This window comes from Pseudomonas sp. GCEP-101 (genome assembly GCF_025133575.1).
Lineage (GTDB): Bacteria > Pseudomonadota > Gammaproteobacteria > Pseudomonadales > Pseudomonadaceae > Pseudomonas > Pseudomonas nitroreducens_B.
Genome location: NZ_CP104011.1, coordinates 3,851,901 through 3,867,801 on the forward strand (window position 1 = coordinate 3,851,901; position 15,901 = coordinate 3,867,801).

Here is a 15,901-nt window from a genome sequence, read left to right on the forward strand (position 1 = left end):
GCGGATAACGCCGCTGGCGTTATGCGCCCTACGTCCTGCTCTTCGTAGGATGGGTGGAGCTTGCGATACCCATCACCCGGTGGTGCAGGGATTGACGGGTATCGCTGCGCTCAACGCCATCCTGCGAGGCTGCTTCTTCAGTCCTTGCGGATGGAGAAGTTGGCCATGTGCTCCAGCCCCTTGATCAGGCCGGAGTGGTCCCAGTTGCTGCCGCCGATGGCCGCGCAGGTGCTGAACACCTGCTGGGCGTTGGCGGTGTTGGGCAGGTTCAGGCCCAGTTCGCGCGCGCCGGCCAGGGCCAGGTTGAGGTCCTTCTGGTGCAGGCTGATGCGGAAGCCCGGATCGAAGGTGCCCTTGACCATGCGGTCGCCGTGGACTTCGAGGATGCGCGAGGAGGCGAAGCCGCCCATCAGCGCTTCACGCACCTTGGCCGGGTCGGCGCCGTTCTTGGCGGCGAACAGCAGGGCTTCGGCGACGGCCTGGATGTTCAGGGCGACGATGATCTGGTTGGCCACCTTGGCAGTCTGGCCATCGCCATTGCCGCCGACGCGGGTGATGTTCTTGCCCATGGCCTGGAACAGCGGCAGGGCGCGTTCGAAGGTGTTCGGGCAGCCGCCGACCATGATGCTCAGGGAAGCGGCCTTGGCACCGACTTCACCGCCGGAGACCGGGGCGTCCAGGTACTGGGCGCCGGTGGCCTTGATCTTTTCGGCGAAGGTCTTGGTGGCGGTGGGGGAGATCGAGCTCATGTCGATCACCACCTTGTTCGGGCCCACGCCTTCGGCGATGCCGTCCTTGCGGAACAGCACGTCCTCGACCTGCGGGGTGTCGGGCACCATGACGATGATGAACTCGGCTTCCTGGGCGACTTCCTTGGGGTTGGCCAGGGCGACGGCGCCGCCTTCGACCAGGGCCGCCGGGGCGGCGTCGTGGTGGGTGGAAACGAAGATGTGGTGACCGGCTTTCTGCAGGTTCTGCGCCATGGGCAGGCCCATGATGCCGGTGCCGATGAATCCGATTTTGGCCATGAGGAGTTCTCCTGGTTGTTCTTGTTGGGCTGGCCGGCGCGTTGCGTACCCAACGCGCCGGCCGGCGAATCACACGACGTTGTGGCTCTTCAGCCAGCCGAGGCCGGCTTCGGTGGTGGTCTTGGGCTTGTATTCGCAGCCGACCCAGCCGCGGTAACCGATGCGGTCCAGGTGGTCGAAGAGGAAACGGTAGTTGATCTCGCCGGTACCCGGCTCGTGGCGGCCGGGGTTGTCGGCCAGCTGCACGTGGTTGATCGCGGCGAGGTTCTTCTCGAGGGTCCGCGCCAGGTCACCTTCCATGATCTGCATGTGGTAGATGTCGTACTGCAGGAACAGGTTGGCGCTGCCGACCTTCTCGCGGATGTCCTGCGCCTGCTGGGTGGTCTGCAGGTAGAAGCCGGGAATGTCGATCGTGTTGATCATTTCCATGACCAGCTTGATGCCCGCGGCTTCGAGCTTGCCCGCCGCGTACTCCAGGTTGTTCAGGAAGGTGTTTTCGATAGTCGCGCAGTCATGGCCCTGAGGACGGATGCCGGCCAGGCAGTTGACCTGGGTGTTGCCCAGCACCTTGGCGTAGGCGATGGCCTTGTCGACGCCGGCGCGGAATTCCTCGACGCGGTCCGGGTGGCAGGCGATGCCGCGCTCGCCCTTGGCCCAGTCGCCGGCAGGCAGGTTGAACAGCACTTGTTCGAGCTGGTTGGCGTCCAGGCGGGCCTTGATCACCTCGGCCTCGACGTCATACGGGAAGAGGTACTCGACACCGCTGAAACCGGCGCGCGCGGCGGCTTCGAAACGGTCGAGGAAGTCCACCTCGGTGAACAGCATGGACAGGTTGGCGCAGAAACGGGGCATGGGGTCACTCCTGTTGAACGGGTGGTGCGTGGCGCTCGGTTTCCTGATGAAAGAGAGCAGGGGGTGGGGGACTCTCCGCCAGGAAATATCCACCCCCAGCTCCTCCCCGGAGGGAGGAGTCGTTCGGTCCGGCTGATCAGTCCAGTAGAGAGATGGCGGTCGGCGCATCGACGCCTTTGAGCGCCAGCTCTTCGAACTCGTTGACCGCGTTGATCTCGGTACCCATGGAGATGTTGGTGACGCGCTCCAGGATGACCTCGACCACCACCGGTACCCGGTGCTGCTGCATCAGTTCGCGAGCCTGGGCGAAGGCGGCGCCGATCTGGTTCGGGTCGAATACGCGGATCGCCTTGCAACCCAGGCCTTCCACCACGGCGACGTGGTCCACGCCATAGCCGTTGAGCTCCGGTGCGTTGACGTTGTCGAACGCCAGCTGCACGCAGTAGTCGATCTCGAAGCCGCGCTGCGCCTGGCGGATCAGGCCCAGGTAGGAGTTGTTCACCAGCACGTGGATGTACGGCAGGTTGAACTGCGCACCGGCGGCCAGCTCTTCGATCATGAACTGGAAGTCATAGTCGCCCGACAGCGCGACGACCTGGCGGCTCGGGTCGGCCTTGACCACGCCCAGGGCTGCCGGAATGGTCCAGCCCAGCGGGCCGGCCTGGCCGCAGTTGATCCAGTGGCGCGGCTTGTACACGTGCAGGAACTGGGCGCCGGCGATCTGCGACAGACCGATGGTGCTGACGTAGCAGGTGTCCTTGCCGAAGAATTCGTTCATCTCTTCGTAGACGCGCTGCGGCTTGACCGGCACGTTGTCGAAGTGGGTCTTGCGCTGCAGGGTGCGCTTGCGCTCGCGGCAGGCTTCTACCCAGGCGCTGCGGTCCTTCAGCTTGCCGGCGGCTTTCCACTCGCGGGCCACTTCCAGGAACACCTCCAGGGCGGAACCGGCGTCGGAGACGATGCCCAAGTCCGGGGTGAATACGCGGCCGATCTGGGTCGGTTCGATGTCCACGTGGACGAACTTGCGGCCTGCGGTGTAGACGTCGACCGAACCGGTGTGACGGTTGGCCCAGCGGTTGCCGATGCCCAATACCAGGTCTGATTCCAGCACGGTGGCGTTGCCGTAGCGGTGCGAGGTCTGCAGGCCGCACATGCCGGCCATCAGCGGGTGATCGTCAGGGATGGTGCCCCAGCCCATCAGGGTCGGCACCACCGGCACGCCGGTCAGCTCGGCGAATTCGACCAGCTTGTCGGAGGCATCGGCGTTGATGATGCCGCCGCCGGCGCAGATCAGCGGACGCTCGGCGTCATTGAGCAGGGCCAGGGCCTTTTCGGCCTGGGCGCGGGTGGCCTTGGGCTTGTTCACCGGCAGCGGCTCGTAGGCGTCGATGTCGAACTCGATCTCGGCCATCTGCACGTCGAACGGCAGGTCGATCAGCACCGGGCCGGGGCGGCCGCTGCGCATTTCGAAGAAGGCTTTCTGGAAGGCATAGGGCACCTGGCCCGGCTCCAGCACGGTGGTCGCCCACTTGGTGACCGGCTTGACGATGCTGGTGATGTCCACGGCCTGGAAGTCTTCCTTGTGCATGCGCGCACGGGGAGCCTGGCCGGTGATGCAGAGGATCGGGATGGAGTCGGCGGAAGCCGAGTACAGGCCGGTGACCATGTCGGTGCCGGCAGGGCCGGAGGTGCCGATGCACACGCCGATGTTGCCGGCGGTGGTACGGGTGTAGCCCTCGGCCATGTGCGAGGCGCCTTCCACGTGGCGGGCCAGGACGTGATCGATGCCACCGAGTTTCTTCATGGCCGCATACATGGGGTTGATGGCGGCGCCCGGTACGCCGAAGGCGGTATCGACGCCCTCGCGACGCATGACGAGTACAGCAGCCTCGATTGCTCTCATTCTGGCCATATTTTGTTCCTCGGTTCTTATACTGATTGTGTACAAAAGTTGAGGCGATTCTAAGCAGGCGATTCGCTGAAGGTCAAGATGGGTTGTATACGAGGGACTGGACGGTCATTTTTTGCTGGAGCCTATCTATTACAAGGGTTTCGCTGAAAATATGAACGCCAGGTCAAACTGTTGTTTGAAAAAATGTATACAAAAATAGATCGTAATTGTCCTTTTCTGTTGCTTTGGGTAAGCCCTTCGGCTACTAGATTGCGTACAGATTTCTGATACGCGTGTGCGCAGCATTCATCTGCCCATGGCGTGGCCCCGGCTTATCCACCTTGACCTGTCTTGTCACCTTGAAGAGGAAAACCTCATGAGCACCCTGAGTCTGGAAACCGCACTGGACATTACTCGTCATGCCCTGGTCGCCAGCCGCGAGCTGTCCACCGCGCCGCTGACCATCGCCGTACTGGATGCCGGCGGTCATCTGCTGAGCCTGCAGCGCGAGGACGGCGCGAGCATGCTTCGCCCGCAGATCGCCATCGGCAAGGCGTGGGGCGCGGTGGCGCTGGGCAAATCGTCGCGCGTGCTGGCGGCGGATGCGCAGCAGCGCCCGTCGTTCATCGCCGCGGTGAACACCCTGGCACAAGGCAACGTGGTGCCCGCACCGGGCGGCGTGCTGATCCGCAATTCGGCCAACGAAGTGATCGGCGCCATCGGCATCAGCGGCGACGCCTCGGACATCGACGAGCAATGCGCGATCCGCGGCGTGCAGGCGCTGGGCCTGGTGGCGGACGCGGGCTGATCGAAGAAGGGAAGGGCGCGCGTTAATCGCGCGTGCGCTTTTTTGTAGGAGCGAGCTTGCTCGCGAACCACCCTTTACGCCGAAAGCTTCAGGTGTGCGGCGGGTTCGCGCGCAATACGGGGACTGGATATCCCGTGACGGCGATTTCCCTCTCCCTAACCCTCTCCCTGAAGGGAGAGGGGACCGTACGGAGCAGGATGAGGCCTTGGTGTCAGCCGTCGCGGAAAGCTCCCTCTCCCTTCAGGGAGAGGGCGGGGGGAGAGGGCAAGTCTCGCGCCGAGTGTCCTCGGCATTGATGGGCGATCAGATCGACAATGGCCGCAACCGCCCCTGCGGCTTGGGCTCGGCGCCGTTGTCCGGCGCGGTGCCGCGCAGCACCAGGCGGGTGATGGTCTCGGTGGCCGCTTCGAAATCCGCATCGCTGAGGCTGGTCTTGCCGGTGACCATGGAGATCTGCCAGTCGAAGTCGGCATAGGTCTGGGTCGCCGCCCAGATGGTGAACAGCAGGTGGTGCGGGTCCACCGGCGCCAGCAGCCCGCGGTCGATCCAGCTCTGCAGGCAGGCGATGTTGCGCTGGGCCTGGGCGTTCAGCTCGTCCAGGTATTCCTTGGGCAGGTGCGGCGCACCGTGCATCAGCTCGCTGGCGAACACCTTCGAGGCGTGCGGCAGCTCCTGGGAAATCCTCACCTTGGAACGGATGTAGGCGCGCAGCGCCTCGCTCGGCTCGTCGTCCTCACGGAACGGCGCGGAGGCCTGCAGCAGCGGCTCCACCACGCTTTCCAGTACGCAGCGGTAGAGGTTTTCCTTGGACTGGAAGTAGTAGTAGACGTTGGGCTTGGGCAGCCCGGCGCGAGCGGCGATGTCGCTGGTCTTGGTCGCCGCGAAACCCTTCTCGGCGAATTCCTCGCTGGCTGCGCGCAGGATGAGGCGCCGGTTACGCTCGCGAATGCTGGTCATTGGCTGGTCTTCTTTCTTTTATTGCTGTTGTCACCGAACAGGGCCGGGCATGGTAGCACCGGGCTCTGGAGCCCCTCAACTCGGGGCCTGTCGCGGTACTGGTGTGCAAATTCCTGACTCGCGAGTCGGTTTTAGGTGTACAGCGACGACGTTCTAGGGTATTTCTAGCGCACTTTCGTTCGGCACCTGCCATCCGGAACTCCCCACTGCCCATGTCCGATTCCCAGTTGGTCGATCCTTTCGGTCGACGCATCACCTACCTGCGCCTCTCGGTCACCGACCGTTGCGACTTCCGCTGCACCTACTGCATGAGCGAAGACATGCAGTTCCTGCCGCGCGACCAGGTATTGAGCCTGGAAGAGCTCGAAGCCGTCGCCGACGCCTTCATCGGCCTGGGCGTGAAGCGCATCCGCATCACCGGCGGCGAGCCGCTGGTGCGCAAGGGCCTGAGCGGGCTGCTGGCGAAGCTGGGGTCGCGCGCGGAGCTGGACGATCTCTCCATCACCACCAACGGCTCGCAGTTGCGAGAGCGCGCGGTCGAGCTGCGGGCGGCCGGCGTGCGCCGCCTGAATATCAGCCTGGATTCGCTGCGCCGCGAACGCTTCGCCGCCTTCACCCGCTCCGACAAGCTGGAGCAGGTGCTCGACGGCATCGACGCTGCCCGCGAGGCCGGCTTCGAGCGCATCAAGCTCAACGCCGTGGTGCAGAAGGGGCGCAACGACGACGAGGTCTGCGACCTGGTGGCCTTCGCCCTGGAGAAGGGCATCGACATCAGTTTCATCGAAGAGATGCCGCTGGGCAGCGTCAGCAGCCACGCGCGCAAGGAAACCCTGTGCAGCAGCGACGAAGTCCGTGCGCAACTGGCCGAGCGTTGGCAACTGCTGCCAACGCCGGAGCGCAGTGGCGGGCCGTCGCGTTACTACCGCATCGACGGTCATGCCAGCCGCATTGGCTTCATCTCGCCGCACAGCCATAACTTCTGCGGCGACTGCAACCGGGTGCGGGTGACCGCCGAAGGCAAGCTGGTGCTTTGCCTTGGCCACGAAGGCGCGCTGGACCTGCGCCAGTTGCTGCGCGAACACCCCGGCGACAGTGCGCGCCTGCGCCAGGCGCTGATACAGGCGCTGCAGCTCAAGCCCGAACGCCACCATTTCGAAGCCGACCAGCAGGTGCAGGTGCTGCGCTTCATGAGCATGACCGGCGGCTGAGCCCGCCACGGCGGGCGCCCGGCCCGCCGCACAAAACAAAAACAACAGGTAACAAGGAGAGTCGTTTGAAGCTCAAGGCAGTCTGCTGCGCGCTCGCCAGCATCCTTTCCAGCAGCGCGATGGCGCAGACCTACGTGGTCGGCGTCGAGAATCTCGCCTTCGCCCCGCACTACACCACTGATGCCCAGGGCCATTACCAGGGCTTCGCCCGCGAATTGCTGGACCTGTTCGCCAGCACCAGCGGCATCACCCTGGAATATCGCCCGCTGCCGGTGGACGCGTTGCTGCCGGCATTGCTGTCCGGCCAGGTCGATCTGAAGTACCCGGACAACCCCAACTGGGCGCCTGAGCAGAAGGCCGGGAAGGCCCTGCGCTACAGCCAGCCGGTGACCGAGTACGTCGATGGCGTGCTGGTGGCGCCGGAGCGCCTGGGGCAGGGCGTCGGCACGCTGAAGACGCTGGCGCTGGTGGACGGCTGGACCCCGCGCGGGTACGAGCTGCAGGTGCAGGCGGGGCAGATCGCCGTGGCGCCCGGCGCCGACCTCCGGCAGATGATCCACACCGCGCTGAAGAAGCAGGCCGGCGGCGCCTACTTCAACGTGGTGGTCGCCACCTACTACCTGGACAACATCCGCGCGAAACCCGGTGCGCTGGTGTTCGACCCCTCCCTGCCGCACACCCGCAGTGCCTTTCACCTCTCCACCCTGAAGCAGGGTGAACTGGTGGAGCGTTTCGACCGCTTCCTGGTCGAGCATGCCCAGGCGGTGGCGGCACTCAAGGCCAGGTATGGCGTCGAGGCGAGCCTGGACTCCGAGCACCTGGGCGTGGAGCAGTGGAAGGTGGACTTCCTCGAGCGCCAGAAAGCGAAACAGAAGTCGCCCTGAGCCGCCCGATTCCCTAGAATCGCCGCTGCCGTTCGCGCGCCAGCCGTAGGGAGGATGAAGTGCGCCGCGCTGTGTTGTTCCTTCACTGCCCTGACCTGCCGGAGCCGACATGAGCGACCTGCGCATTCCCCTGCGCGAGGGTGTGCTGGTCTGCCCCGGCTTCCGCATCCAGGCTCAGCCCGAACCTTCGCTGGCCATCGACGGCGACCTGCTCTGGGCGCTGGAGCAGGCGCAATGGCGCCCGTTGGCGGTGTCGCTGGAAGAGCGTGACGGCGCGGTGTGGATTACGCCGCTGCCGCTGGCGCAGCAGACCGGGTTCGACCCGCAACGGGTGATTGGCTGGCGCGATGAGCCGGTGCGCATCGAACAGCCCGACGGCGTCGAGGATGCCGAAGCGGCCATCCACTGGTGGCGCGGCGGTACGGTCGAGGATGTGCGCGGGCGCGTCAGCCACCATCCCTGGGGGCGCCTGCTGCGCCTGGAGGGCCCAGGCATCGGGCCGGAGCACATGCTCTTTCCCCGCGGCTGTGCCTGCATCTACCTGGGCCACCTGGACACCGAGTGGCGTCACCTGCGCTTCGAACTCTTTTCCTGAACTGCAATCTCACTAGAGAGCGGCCCCTGCGGTTGCCGCCAACGTGGCGGGAGCGTGGCGGTTGGTTGCCTCGCGTGCGAGCGGCCTGCACCTCCTGCTTAGTGCATGCAGTCCATGATGAGGTGACCCAGAATGACCATAACAAAACGGGTGAAAAGCCTTGCAGCAGTCCTGGTGTTCGCGCAGCTGGGTGTGGTGGCGCAAGTCCCGTTGGCCCAGGCCGCCATGGTGGGCACAGGCGAAGTGTTGCAGGCTCGGCAGCAACAGGTCGACCGTGAACAGCTGTTGAAGATGCTCGATGACCAGGGCGTGCAGAAGAAGCTGCAGTCCATGGGCGTGGAACGCAGCAAGGTCGAGCAGCGCATCAAGAGCCTGTCCAATGAAGAGCTGGCGCAGTTCAACCAGCAACTGGACGAGGCGCCCGCCGGTGGCATCATCGGCATCATCCTGTTGTTCCTGCTGATCTTCGTGATCACCGACATGCTCTGTATCACGCACATCTTCACCTTCGTCCGGTGCCAGCGTTGAGGCGCTGGGCCATGGCCGTCGCGTTCGCGGCGGCCGTGGCACTCGGCGGCTGCGCGCAGTCGCCGACGTTGCCATCCAGTGTCGATGCGTTGCCGGAGCGGGTCGAGCTTCGCGACGTGCAGTTCTTCCCCCAGCAGGAGTTCCAATGCGGCCCCGCCGCACTGGCGACCATGCTCAACCAGCGTGGCGTGCGGGTGACCCCGCGGGCGCTGAAGGATCGGGTATTCATCCCCGGGCGCGAGGGCAGCCTGCAGGTGGAGCTGGTGGCGGCGGCGCGGGAGAGGGGCATGCTGGTCTATCCGCTCAAGCCGCGCCTGGAGAACATCCTCAGCGAGGTGGCCGCGGGCAATCCGGTGCTGATCCTGCAGAACCAGGGGCTCGACTGGCTGCCGGTCTGGCACTTCGCGGTGGTGGTCGGCTTTGACCGCACCCGCCATGAACTGATCCTGCGTTCGGGCATCACCGAGCGCCTGGTGATCGACTTCACCGCCTTCGACGTGACCTGGAAGCGCAGCCAACGCTGGGCGGTGCTGACCGTGCCCGCCGATCGCCTGCCGGCCACGGCGGAGCCGACCACCTGGCTGAAGGCGGCCCACGATCTGGAGGAAACCGGCCAGCCAGCCTTGGCCGAGCAGGCCTACCGTACGGCCACGAACGCCTGGCCACAGGAGTCGCTCGGCTGGTTCGCCCTGGCCAATGCGCGCTACACGGACGGCAAGCTGGGCGACGCCGAGGACGCGCTGCGCCGCAGTGTCGATGCCAAGCCGACCTTTGCAGCGGGCTGGTTCAACCTCGCCAACGTGCTGGGTGAGCGCGGTTGCCCGCAGCAGGCCGGCGCGGCGGCGAGTTGCGCGCGGCAGCTGGCGCCGGACGATGCGCGCTTCTCGCAGTCGGTCGGTACCACGGCGGTTGCGGGAGCCCGTTGCCAGGCGGTGCCGGCATGCCCGGCGAACTGAGCAGCGCAGGTTTCCTGAACCGAAGCGGGGCGAACGCAGCCTAACCCAGCAATACCCCCTCAGCGAGGTGTCTTGCATGGCGAGCGAAAATCCACCGGTACGCGGCGGCGCCCAGTCGCGAGCCAGTTCCGATGAGGCGAAGGAGCGCCCTGAGCCCGCGCCCCGTGGTGAGGCGCAGGACGCGAAGGCGGAGAGCGACACCGCGGACGACCTCTCCGCCGAGGAGCGGCGCAAGGTCGAGAAGAGCCAGCCGCCGCGGCCGTTGGTTCTGCATGAGGTTATTCGCCTGCAGGGCAATCACGAACTGGACCGCACCCTGGCGGCGCTCTGGTGGTCGGCACTGGCCGCCGGGCTGACCATCGGCCTGTCGCTGATGGCCATGGGGCTATTCCGCGCACGACTGCCGGAGCACGACATGGCGGTGATCACCACCAGCCTCGGCTACCCGGTGGGCTTTCTGGCGATCATCCTCGCGCGCCAGCAACTGTTCACCGAAAACACCCTGACGGCGGTGCTGCCCGTGATGAGCGAGCCGACACTGGAGAAGTTCGGTCAGCTGCTGCGGCTGTGGTCGGTGGTGCTGGCGGGCAACGTGGTCGGCGCGCTGCTGTTCGCCTACGGCATGCTGCATTTGCCGATCTTCGACACCAAGGCGGACCAGGCCTTTCTCGATATCGGCCGCGAGGTGATGGAGAACGACCACTGGCAGATGTTTTCCAAGGGCATCGTCTCCGGCTGGATGATCGCCACCATGGTCTGGCTGGTGCCGGCGGCGGAGCACGCCAAAGTGTGGATCATCTTCCTGGTCACCTACCTCATGGCGCTGGGCAGCTTCAGCCATATCGTGGTCGGGACCTGCGAGGTGGGTTACCTGATGTTCGCCGGCGAGGTTGGCCCCGGTGCGTTCGTCATCGACTTCGCGCTGCCCACGCTGGCGGGCAATATCGTCGGCGGCAGCCTGATCTTCGCGTTGATGAGCCATGCCCAGGTGCGCAGCGATACGTCGTCGCCGCCGGAAAAGCTCCCGGAAAAGAAAACGGCGCCCTGAGGCGCCGTTTTTTCGGGCGGTACGACGCGAGGCGTCAGATGCCCAGCTTGTCACGCATGGTGTAGTACCAGGCGCCGATCGCGGAGAACGGTACCTGGAACATACGGCCACCCGGGAAGGGGTAGTGCGGCAGGGTGGCGAAGGCATCGAAACGCTCGGCCTGGCCGCGCAGCACTTCGGCCAGCAGCTTGCCCGCCAGGTGCGTGTAGGTGACGCCGTGGCCGGAGCAGCCCTGGGAGTAATAGATGTTGTCGCCGATGCGGCCAACCTGCGGCAGGCGCGACAGGGTCAGCAGGAAGTTGCCGGTCCAGGCGAAGTCGATCTTCACGTTCTTCAGCTGCGGGAAGACCTTGAGCATCTTCGGACGAATGATCGCCTCGATGTTCGACGGGTCGCGCGCACCGTAGACCACGCCACCACCGAAGATCAGGCGGTTGTCGCTGGTCAGGCGGTAGTAGTCGAGCAGATAGTTGCAATCCTCGACGCAGTAGTCGGTCGGCAGCAGCGATTTGGCCAGGTCGGCGCTCAGCGGCTCGGTGGTGATCACCTGGGTGCCGCACGGCATGGACTTGGAGGCCAGCTCCGGCACCAGGCCGCCGAGGTAGGCGTTGCCGGCCACCACGATGAACTTGGCTTTCACACGGCCCTTCGGGGTATGGACCACCGGGTTGGCGCCACGGTCGATCTTCACCGCCGGGGACTGCTCGTGGATCACGCCGCCCAGGGATTCCACGGCTGCGGCTTCGCCCAGGGCGAGGTTCAGCGGGTGGATGTGGCCGCCGCTCATGTCGAGCATGCCGCCGACATAGCTGTCGGTGCCGACGACTTCGCGGATGCGCTTGGCGTCCATCAGTTCCAGCTGGGTGTGGCCGAAGCGCTCCCAGAGCTTCTTCTGCGATTCCAGGTGGCCCATCTGCTTGGCGCTGAGGGCCGCGAACACGCCGCCGTCCTTCAGGTCGCACTGGATGTTGTACTTGGCGATGCGCTCGCGAATGATGCGGCCGCCTTCGAAGGCCATGTCGCCCAGCAGCTTCGCCTGCTTGGCGCCGACGCTGCGTTCGATGACGTCGATGTCGCGGCTGTAGCTGTTGACGATCTGACCGCCGTTACGGCCCGACGCGCCGAAACCGACCTTGGCGGCTTCCAGCACGGTGACCTTGAAACCGTTTTCCAGCAGGAACAGGGCGGTCGACAGGCCGGTATAGCCTGCACCGATCACGCAGACATCGGTTTCCACCTCGCCCTGCAGTTCAGGACGGGCCGGAACCGGGTTGGCCGACGCTGCGTAATAGGAAGAGGGGTAGGAGGTGTGCGGCATAATGCACCTGTGTTTGTTATTTTTTACGAGATGTGCGGATGCTACCTGAGTCGCATCTGGCCGGCTAGTGCCCGTGCAAAATAATTTACGGACGGTCGAACATAAAAAAATTCACTTTTTCAGTAAGTTAGCGAAAAAAGTGCTTGACGCTCCAAAACCATCGCGTAGAATGCGCCCCACACGACAGGCACATAGCTCAGTTGGTTAGAGCACCACCTTGACATGGTGGGGGTCGTTGGTTCGAGTCCAATTGTGCCTACCAAACAAATCCGCTTCTGGCGGTACTTAGAGGGCGATCCGAAAGGATCGCCCTTTTTGTTTTGGCGTATTTTCTGCGGGCGCCCTCGGTGTAGGTAGTTCGCGTATCGCGCCGTTGCCTTCTTCCTGCTCCCCCCGTTGTTCCTTTATTCCTCGTTCCGGTAACGATTCGGTCGTTGCGTTGCTCGCAGGGCGGGTGGGCTGTCCGGGCGCTGCTAGTTCATCGCATTCCTGCGTTCGCTGTAGGCTTCGTACTGTCGGCATTTCTGTTCGGCGTTGGCATACGCCTCATCGGGCGTCTGATCGCCGTGGTAGCCGAAGCGCACGAAATACCTGACGACGACCTGGGTATCCGCATCGAGCTTGGCGCTTCCTTCGTGGACGGCGGCAATTGCCTGCTGTTCGGTTTTGCCCTCGTTTCGATACAGGGCGCCGGCGCGTGCGAACAGGCCGATGCCGGTGCAGAAGTCGGAAGCCTGGGCGCCGCTGGCAAGCGTCATGAGCAGGAACAACGCTGTGAGCTTCTTCATGTGACCTCACTGAGCCTGCGATCGGGTGCTCTGTCCTTCTCAGTATGGCGCTTGCGCTTGTCTTCTGCCTGCCGGGTGTGGGCGCTGGGAGGGTTTTCTCCGGCTCCGGTTTTCTCGGTGGGGCTCAGGTGGTGAAAGCGAAAAATCGCCTCGCTAAATCGTGTGGGGCGGCGATGCGCTGCCGAGTTGTCGATTCTCGTGGGGTGATTCGGGTGCGCCTGCTATGTTGGTCGTTGTCTGTGCTCGGAGGTGATGATGGGTGGTCTGCGTTCCTGGCTGTTCCTTGGCGTATTGCTGGCGCCGCTGTCGGCGTTGGCGGAAATGCAGGTGATCTGGCCGCAGGGGTGGGAAGTCTCGCGGTCGCCGGCAGATTCGTCAGTCGATGCCCCGGTAGTGCGTCAGCGCGGTGTGCGCATGGCGCAAGACGGCTCCCAGGACCTGGTGATGGAAGTGACGCGCAGTCGACTGGCTTCCGGCGTCGCGGTCAGTGTCGAGAATGTCATCGTCGAAATGCGCAAGGCATTGCAGAAGGACTTCATGCGCCAGGGGTTTCAAGCGGCATGCAGCAGGCCGCTGAACACCCGGCTGGGAGGGCTGGACGGTCTGGAGGTGCATTGCGGTATCAGCCAGAACGGCACCGAGGTGCTCAAGCAGACGCTGCAGGTGGCCCTGGGTGATGGCGCGGCGTATTCGCTGACCTATGCGGCGCCGGCGCAGCGCTACGCGGCGCTGATGGCAGAAATCGAGTCGGTGAAGGCAGGCATCAGCCTCAACTGAGGCGCTGCCTTTATATAGAAGGCAGAAAAGCAAAAGCCCCGCTCAGGCGGGGCTTTTTCGTTTTCAGGCTCATGCAGCGATGGTGGCTTGCACTCGCTGGATCACCGCGTTCAGCGGCGCCTCGCCCTGGTACTGCTGGGGGTAGAGGCGCTCGGTGTGCTTGGCGATGCCATGCTCGTTCACCAGGGTGAAGCTGAAACCATGCTTGCGCTTGGCCTGGATGACGCAGTTCAGAGGGGCGAAGGCCGCCGAGAGGGTGCGAATCGCCTCCTGGATTTGCAGGGAGGTTTTCATTGTCTTGTCTTTCCAAATAGGTAACGGTCCTATGACCGTCGAAATCGTCAAAAGCTCCGGGTGCGATCTGAGGATGCAGAAAGCGTATGACCGGAATATGGCAGCGATTGAAAACTTGAGGTTCGGTTCGCGTCAGGCTGCGGCGTTGGGTCGGGCAGATGATCTGACGTAGGCGTGATCGCTCGGGCAAATGTTCCTGGCGCGGTTGGCGTGCTCTGGAATCGATGCGGAGGATGCGCTGGCCGTGGCCCTGTAGAGCCCAGCTTCTGCCCTGGATCAGGTAGGGAGTGCTGGGAGGGGCGACCTTGGGTTTGGTGTTCGCTGGGTGGATTATAAGGATTTATGCTAACGATGGCTAGTTTTTATACAGCCGTCGGTCAGATCTTGCCGGGCGGAGCAGGTATACCGCGGAGCGGGAGCGCTCCGCGGTACCTCGATATTACTGCAGCCAGGATTCTACGGTGTCGCCGCCGTATTGTTGTTTCCAGGCTTTCAGGGTCTTGTGATTGCCGCCTTTGGTCTCGATGGTTTCGCCATTATGCGGATTCTTATAGACCTTCAGTTGGCGAGTGCGACGCGGTTGTTGCGCGGCAACTGGCTCGGCGGAAGTCTGCGGGTCGAGAATCTCGACGACATTGCGCAGGTTCATGCCGTACTGGTCCATCAAGGCTTGCAGTTGATCCTTGAACTCCAGTTCCTTTTTCAGGCCGCCATCGCTCTTGAGTTTTTCAAGCAGAGCGAGTTGTTCCTGGAGTTTGCGCTCGGCTTCGCGGAATTCCGCAAGTTTGGACATCTGGGTGCTCCCGTATACAGGGTGATTAGTTCGGTGCGATTCTGTGTGCTTGTGATTGTTCGCGTCAACTGAATATATGAATTGTTGCGATTGGGAAATACGCACTTGCGAGGTGGGTCGTGCACAAAGGGGTAGGGGATTAAGAAAACAGTGGACCATAATGCGCGAGCTAAAGGGCATGGTTCGGGTTTTCGTGGACTCGTCGCCCTTGTGCAATCGGTGTGCTTTATTGTGGTGCGTTGCGTGCGGGTTGTAGATGAATAACGAAATAGTGCAATACCGGGTCAATAATTATGAACTGACGTGCCAGGTCGCCGGCCAAGGCGCGGCGTTGCTGCTGGTGCACGGGTCGCTCTGCGACTATCGCTACTGGCAGGGACAGTTCGACGCGTTATCCGCCCATTACCGGGTAATAGCGCCCAGCTTGCGCCACTACTTTCCGGAAGTCTGGAATGGAGACGGTGCGGGGTTTACCACGCAGCAGCATGTGAATGATGTGTTGGCACTGCTCGATCAGTTGCCTGGCCCGGCTCATCTCGTGGGGCATTCACGAGGCGGTAATATTTGTTTGCGCGTGGCGGTGGAGGCGCCTCGGAAATTACTTTCGTTGACACTGGCGGATCCTGGGGGCGACTTTGCCGATGATGTATTCGCCGCGGTAAATATCGAAAAGCCAGCATCTTCGATGGAGCGCAATCAGTTTCGTCAGCAGGCATTGGAAATGATTCGCGCGGGATCGGTGGAGGAGGGCTTGCGACTCTTTGTCGATACCGTCAGTGGCGCGGGAGTCTGGTCGCGTTCTTCGCGGCAGTTTCGCGAGATGGCGGCCGCCAATGCCATGACCTTGATCGGGCAGGTGGTTGATCATCCAGTCCCGATCAACCATCAGCAGATTGCGCAGTTGCAATTGCCTGTGTTGCTGATTGGCGGAGCCAGAAGTCCGGAACCGTTTCCGCGTATTCTGCAGGCCTTGCAGTCGACGCTCGCCGATGCGCGGTCGATCATCATTCCTGGTGCGTCGCACGGCATGAATGTGATCCGTCCCGCGTCCTTCAATCGTGCGGTTCTGGAATTTGTCGAGCAGTACTGAGTGAAGTCAGGCTTGCCGCTCGTCAGCTTCCCCAACTTGCAGTAACATCGTGCGCCTTGCCCGCTATCGTTTGCGGGCACGTTTCG

17 protein-coding genes and 1 tRNA gene are annotated in these 15,901 nt (G+C 63.5%); 10 read left to right on the plus strand and 8 right to left on the minus strand.

The features are described 5' to 3' along the window. Window positions 1–137 precede the first annotated feature (137 nt). The 3 genes from N0B71_RS17690 to gcl all read right to left on the minus strand — a co-directional run bounded on the left by N0B71_RS17690 (window position 138) and on the right by gcl (window position 3,792). A complete protein-coding gene (locus tag N0B71_RS17690; RefSeq protein WP_259753975.1) occupies window positions 138–1,028 on the minus strand; it encodes a 2-hydroxy-3-oxopropionate reductase in 891 nt (296 codons plus the stop codon). Between the two features lie 69 nt (window positions 1,029–1,097). Further along, window positions 1,098–1,880: a hydroxypyruvate isomerase gene (gene hyi, locus N0B71_RS17695; RefSeq protein ID WP_259753977.1), complete on the minus strand. Its 783-nt coding sequence runs from the start codon at window positions 1,878–1,880 to the stop codon at window positions 1,098–1,100. Between the two features lie 136 nt (window positions 1,881–2,016). After that, window positions 2,017–3,792, minus strand: coding sequence for a glyoxylate carboligase (gcl, locus tag N0B71_RS17700; protein ID WP_259753979.1), 1,776 nt, complete (start codon window positions 3,790–3,792; stop codon window positions 2,017–2,019). 355 nt (window positions 3,793–4,147) lie between these two features. On the opposite strand from gcl, the gene N0B71_RS17705 reads away from it, so the two are divergent. Beyond that, window positions 4,148–4,579: a GlcG/HbpS family heme-binding protein gene (locus N0B71_RS17705; RefSeq protein WP_138526052.1), complete on the plus strand. Its 432-nt coding sequence runs from the start codon at window positions 4,148–4,150 to the stop codon at window positions 4,577–4,579. A gap of 303 nt (window positions 4,580–4,882) precedes the next feature. On the opposite strand, the gene N0B71_RS17710 is transcribed toward N0B71_RS17705, so the two are convergent. Then, on the minus strand, window positions 4,883–5,536 hold the full coding sequence (locus N0B71_RS17710; RefSeq protein WP_259753982.1) for a TetR/AcrR family transcriptional regulator: 654 nt from the start codon (window positions 5,534–5,536) through the stop codon (window positions 4,883–4,885). A 212-nt stretch (window positions 5,537–5,748) separates the two neighbouring features. Between N0B71_RS17710 and moaA the strand changes: the two genes are divergently transcribed. The 6 genes from moaA to N0B71_RS17740 all read left to right on the plus strand — a co-directional run bounded on the left by moaA (window position 5,749) and on the right by N0B71_RS17740 (window position 10,755). Continuing rightward, window positions 5,749–6,744 (plus strand): GTP 3',8-cyclase MoaA, encoded by a 996-nt coding sequence (moaA, locus tag N0B71_RS17715; protein ID WP_259753983.1) that lies wholly within the window; start codon window positions 5,749–5,751, stop codon window positions 6,742–6,744. 65 nt (window positions 6,745–6,809) lie between these two features. Next, the gene (locus N0B71_RS17720; RefSeq protein WP_259753984.1) at window positions 6,810–7,628 is read left to right on the plus strand and encodes a substrate-binding periplasmic protein; all 819 of its coding nucleotides are present in this window, start codon (window positions 6,810–6,812) and stop codon (window positions 7,626–7,628) included. A 109-nt stretch (window positions 7,629–7,737) separates the two neighbouring features. Further along, on the plus strand, window positions 7,738–8,223 hold the full coding sequence (locus N0B71_RS17725) for a hypothetical protein (RefSeq protein WP_259753985.1): 486 nt from the start codon (window positions 7,738–7,740) through the stop codon (window positions 8,221–8,223). A 132-nt stretch (window positions 8,224–8,355) separates the two neighbouring features. Then, window positions 8,356–8,751 carry a PA2779 family protein gene (locus N0B71_RS17730; protein ID WP_259753987.1) on the plus strand — a complete coding sequence of 132 codons (396 nt, stop codon included), beginning with the start codon at window positions 8,356–8,358 and terminating at the stop codon, window positions 8,749–8,751. 11 nt (window positions 8,752–8,762) lie between these two features. Next, complete coding sequence (locus N0B71_RS17735; protein WP_259753988.1) at window positions 8,763–9,707, plus strand: PA2778 family cysteine peptidase; 945 nt, start codon at window positions 8,763–8,765, stop codon at window positions 9,705–9,707. Window positions 9,708–9,783: 76 nt separating this feature from the next. Next, the gene (locus tag N0B71_RS17740; RefSeq protein ID WP_259753990.1) at window positions 9,784–10,755 is read left to right on the plus strand and encodes a formate/nitrite transporter family protein; all 972 of its coding nucleotides are present in this window, start codon (window positions 9,784–9,786) and stop codon (window positions 10,753–10,755) included. A gap of 34 nt (window positions 10,756–10,789) precedes the next feature. Here N0B71_RS17740 and N0B71_RS17745 read toward each other — a convergent pair whose 3' ends face one another. Further along, entirely contained in the window at window positions 10,790–12,073 is a 1,284-nt protein-coding gene (locus N0B71_RS17745) for an NAD(P)/FAD-dependent oxidoreductase (RefSeq protein ID WP_259753991.1), read from the minus strand. 185 nt (window positions 12,074–12,258) lie between these two features. Here N0B71_RS17745 and N0B71_RS17750 point away from each other — a divergent pair. Beyond that, window positions 12,259–12,335 (plus strand) — tRNA-Val (locus N0B71_RS17750). Between the two features lie 211 nt (window positions 12,336–12,546). Here N0B71_RS17750 and N0B71_RS17755 read toward each other — a convergent pair. Beyond that, window positions 12,547–12,861 (minus strand): hypothetical protein, encoded by a 315-nt coding sequence (locus N0B71_RS17755; protein WP_259753993.1) that lies wholly within the window; start codon window positions 12,859–12,861, stop codon window positions 12,547–12,549. Between the two features lie 255 nt (window positions 12,862–13,116). On the opposite strand from N0B71_RS17755, the gene N0B71_RS17760 reads away from it, so the two are divergent. Beyond that, on the plus strand, window positions 13,117–13,638 hold the full coding sequence (locus tag N0B71_RS17760) for a DUF4946 domain-containing protein (protein ID WP_259753994.1): 522 nt from the start codon (window positions 13,117–13,119) through the stop codon (window positions 13,636–13,638). A 69-nt stretch (window positions 13,639–13,707) separates the two neighbouring features. On the opposite strand, the gene N0B71_RS17765 is transcribed toward N0B71_RS17760, so the two are convergent. Continuing rightward, window positions 13,708–13,932, minus strand: a complete 225-nt coding sequence (locus tag N0B71_RS17765; RefSeq protein ID WP_259753995.1) for a hypothetical protein — start codon at window positions 13,930–13,932, stop codon at window positions 13,708–13,710. 439 nt (window positions 13,933–14,371) lie between these two features. Continuing rightward, entirely contained in the window at window positions 14,372–14,725 is a 354-nt protein-coding gene (locus N0B71_RS17770) for a histone-like nucleoid-structuring protein, MvaT/MvaU family (protein WP_259753997.1), read from the minus strand. 256 nt (window positions 14,726–14,981) lie between these two features. Between N0B71_RS17770 and N0B71_RS17775 the strand changes: the two genes are divergently transcribed. Then, complete coding sequence (locus N0B71_RS17775; RefSeq protein WP_259753999.1) at window positions 14,982–15,815, plus strand: alpha/beta fold hydrolase; 834 nt, start codon at window positions 14,982–14,984, stop codon at window positions 15,813–15,815. Window positions 15,816–15,901: the final 86 nt, after the last annotated feature.

Bases quoted from the DNA above. Each gene is read 5' to 3' on its own strand.
- N0B71_RS17775 (WP_259753999.1), top strand. From the start codon at position 14,982: ATGAATAACGAAATAGTGCAATACCGGGTCAATAATTATGAACTGACG.
- N0B71_RS17730 (WP_259753987.1), top strand. From the start codon at position 8,356: ATGACCATAACAAAACGGGTGAAAAGCCTTGCAGCAGTCCTGGTGTTC.
- N0B71_RS17765 (WP_259753995.1), bottom strand. From the start codon at position 13,932: ATGAAAACCTCCCTGCAAATCCAGGAGGCGATTCGCACCCTCTCGGCG.
- N0B71_RS17740 (WP_259753990.1), top strand. From the start codon at position 9,784: ATGGCGAGCGAAAATCCACCGGTACGCGGCGGCGCCCAGTCGCGAGCC.
- N0B71_RS17745 (WP_259753991.1), bottom strand. From the start codon at position 12,073: ATGCCGCACACCTCCTACCCCTCTTCCTATTACGCAGCGTCGGCCAAC.
- gcl (WP_259753979.1), bottom strand. From the start codon at position 3,792: ATGGCCAGAATGAGAGCAATCGAGGCTGCTGTACTCGTCATGCGTCGC.
- N0B71_RS17755 (WP_259753993.1), bottom strand. From the start codon at position 12,861: ATGAAGAAGCTCACAGCGTTGTTCCTGCTCATGACGCTTGCCAGCGGC.
- N0B71_RS17690 (WP_259753975.1), bottom strand. From the start codon at position 1,028: ATGGCCAAAATCGGATTCATCGGCACCGGCATCATGGGCCTGCCCATG.
- N0B71_RS17735 (WP_259753988.1), top strand. From the start codon at position 8,763: ATGGCCGTCGCGTTCGCGGCGGCCGTGGCACTCGGCGGCTGCGCGCAG.
- N0B71_RS17760 (WP_259753994.1), top strand. From the start codon at position 13,117: ATGGGTGGTCTGCGTTCCTGGCTGTTCCTTGGCGTATTGCTGGCGCCG.
- hyi (WP_259753977.1), bottom strand. From the start codon at position 1,880: ATGCCCCGTTTCTGCGCCAACCTGTCCATGCTGTTCACCGAGGTGGAC.
- N0B71_RS17770 (WP_259753997.1), bottom strand. From the start codon at position 14,725: ATGTCCAAACTTGCGGAATTCCGCGAAGCCGAGCGCAAACTCCAGGAA.
- N0B71_RS17725 (WP_259753985.1), top strand. From the start codon at position 7,738: ATGAGCGACCTGCGCATTCCCCTGCGCGAGGGTGTGCTGGTCTGCCCC.
- moaA (WP_259753983.1), top strand. From the start codon at position 5,749: ATGTCCGATTCCCAGTTGGTCGATCCTTTCGGTCGACGCATCACCTAC.
- N0B71_RS17705 (WP_138526052.1), top strand. From the start codon at position 4,148: ATGAGCACCCTGAGTCTGGAAACCGCACTGGACATTACTCGTCATGCC.
- N0B71_RS17710 (WP_259753982.1), bottom strand. From the start codon at position 5,536: ATGACCAGCATTCGCGAGCGTAACCGGCGCCTCATCCTGCGCGCAGCC.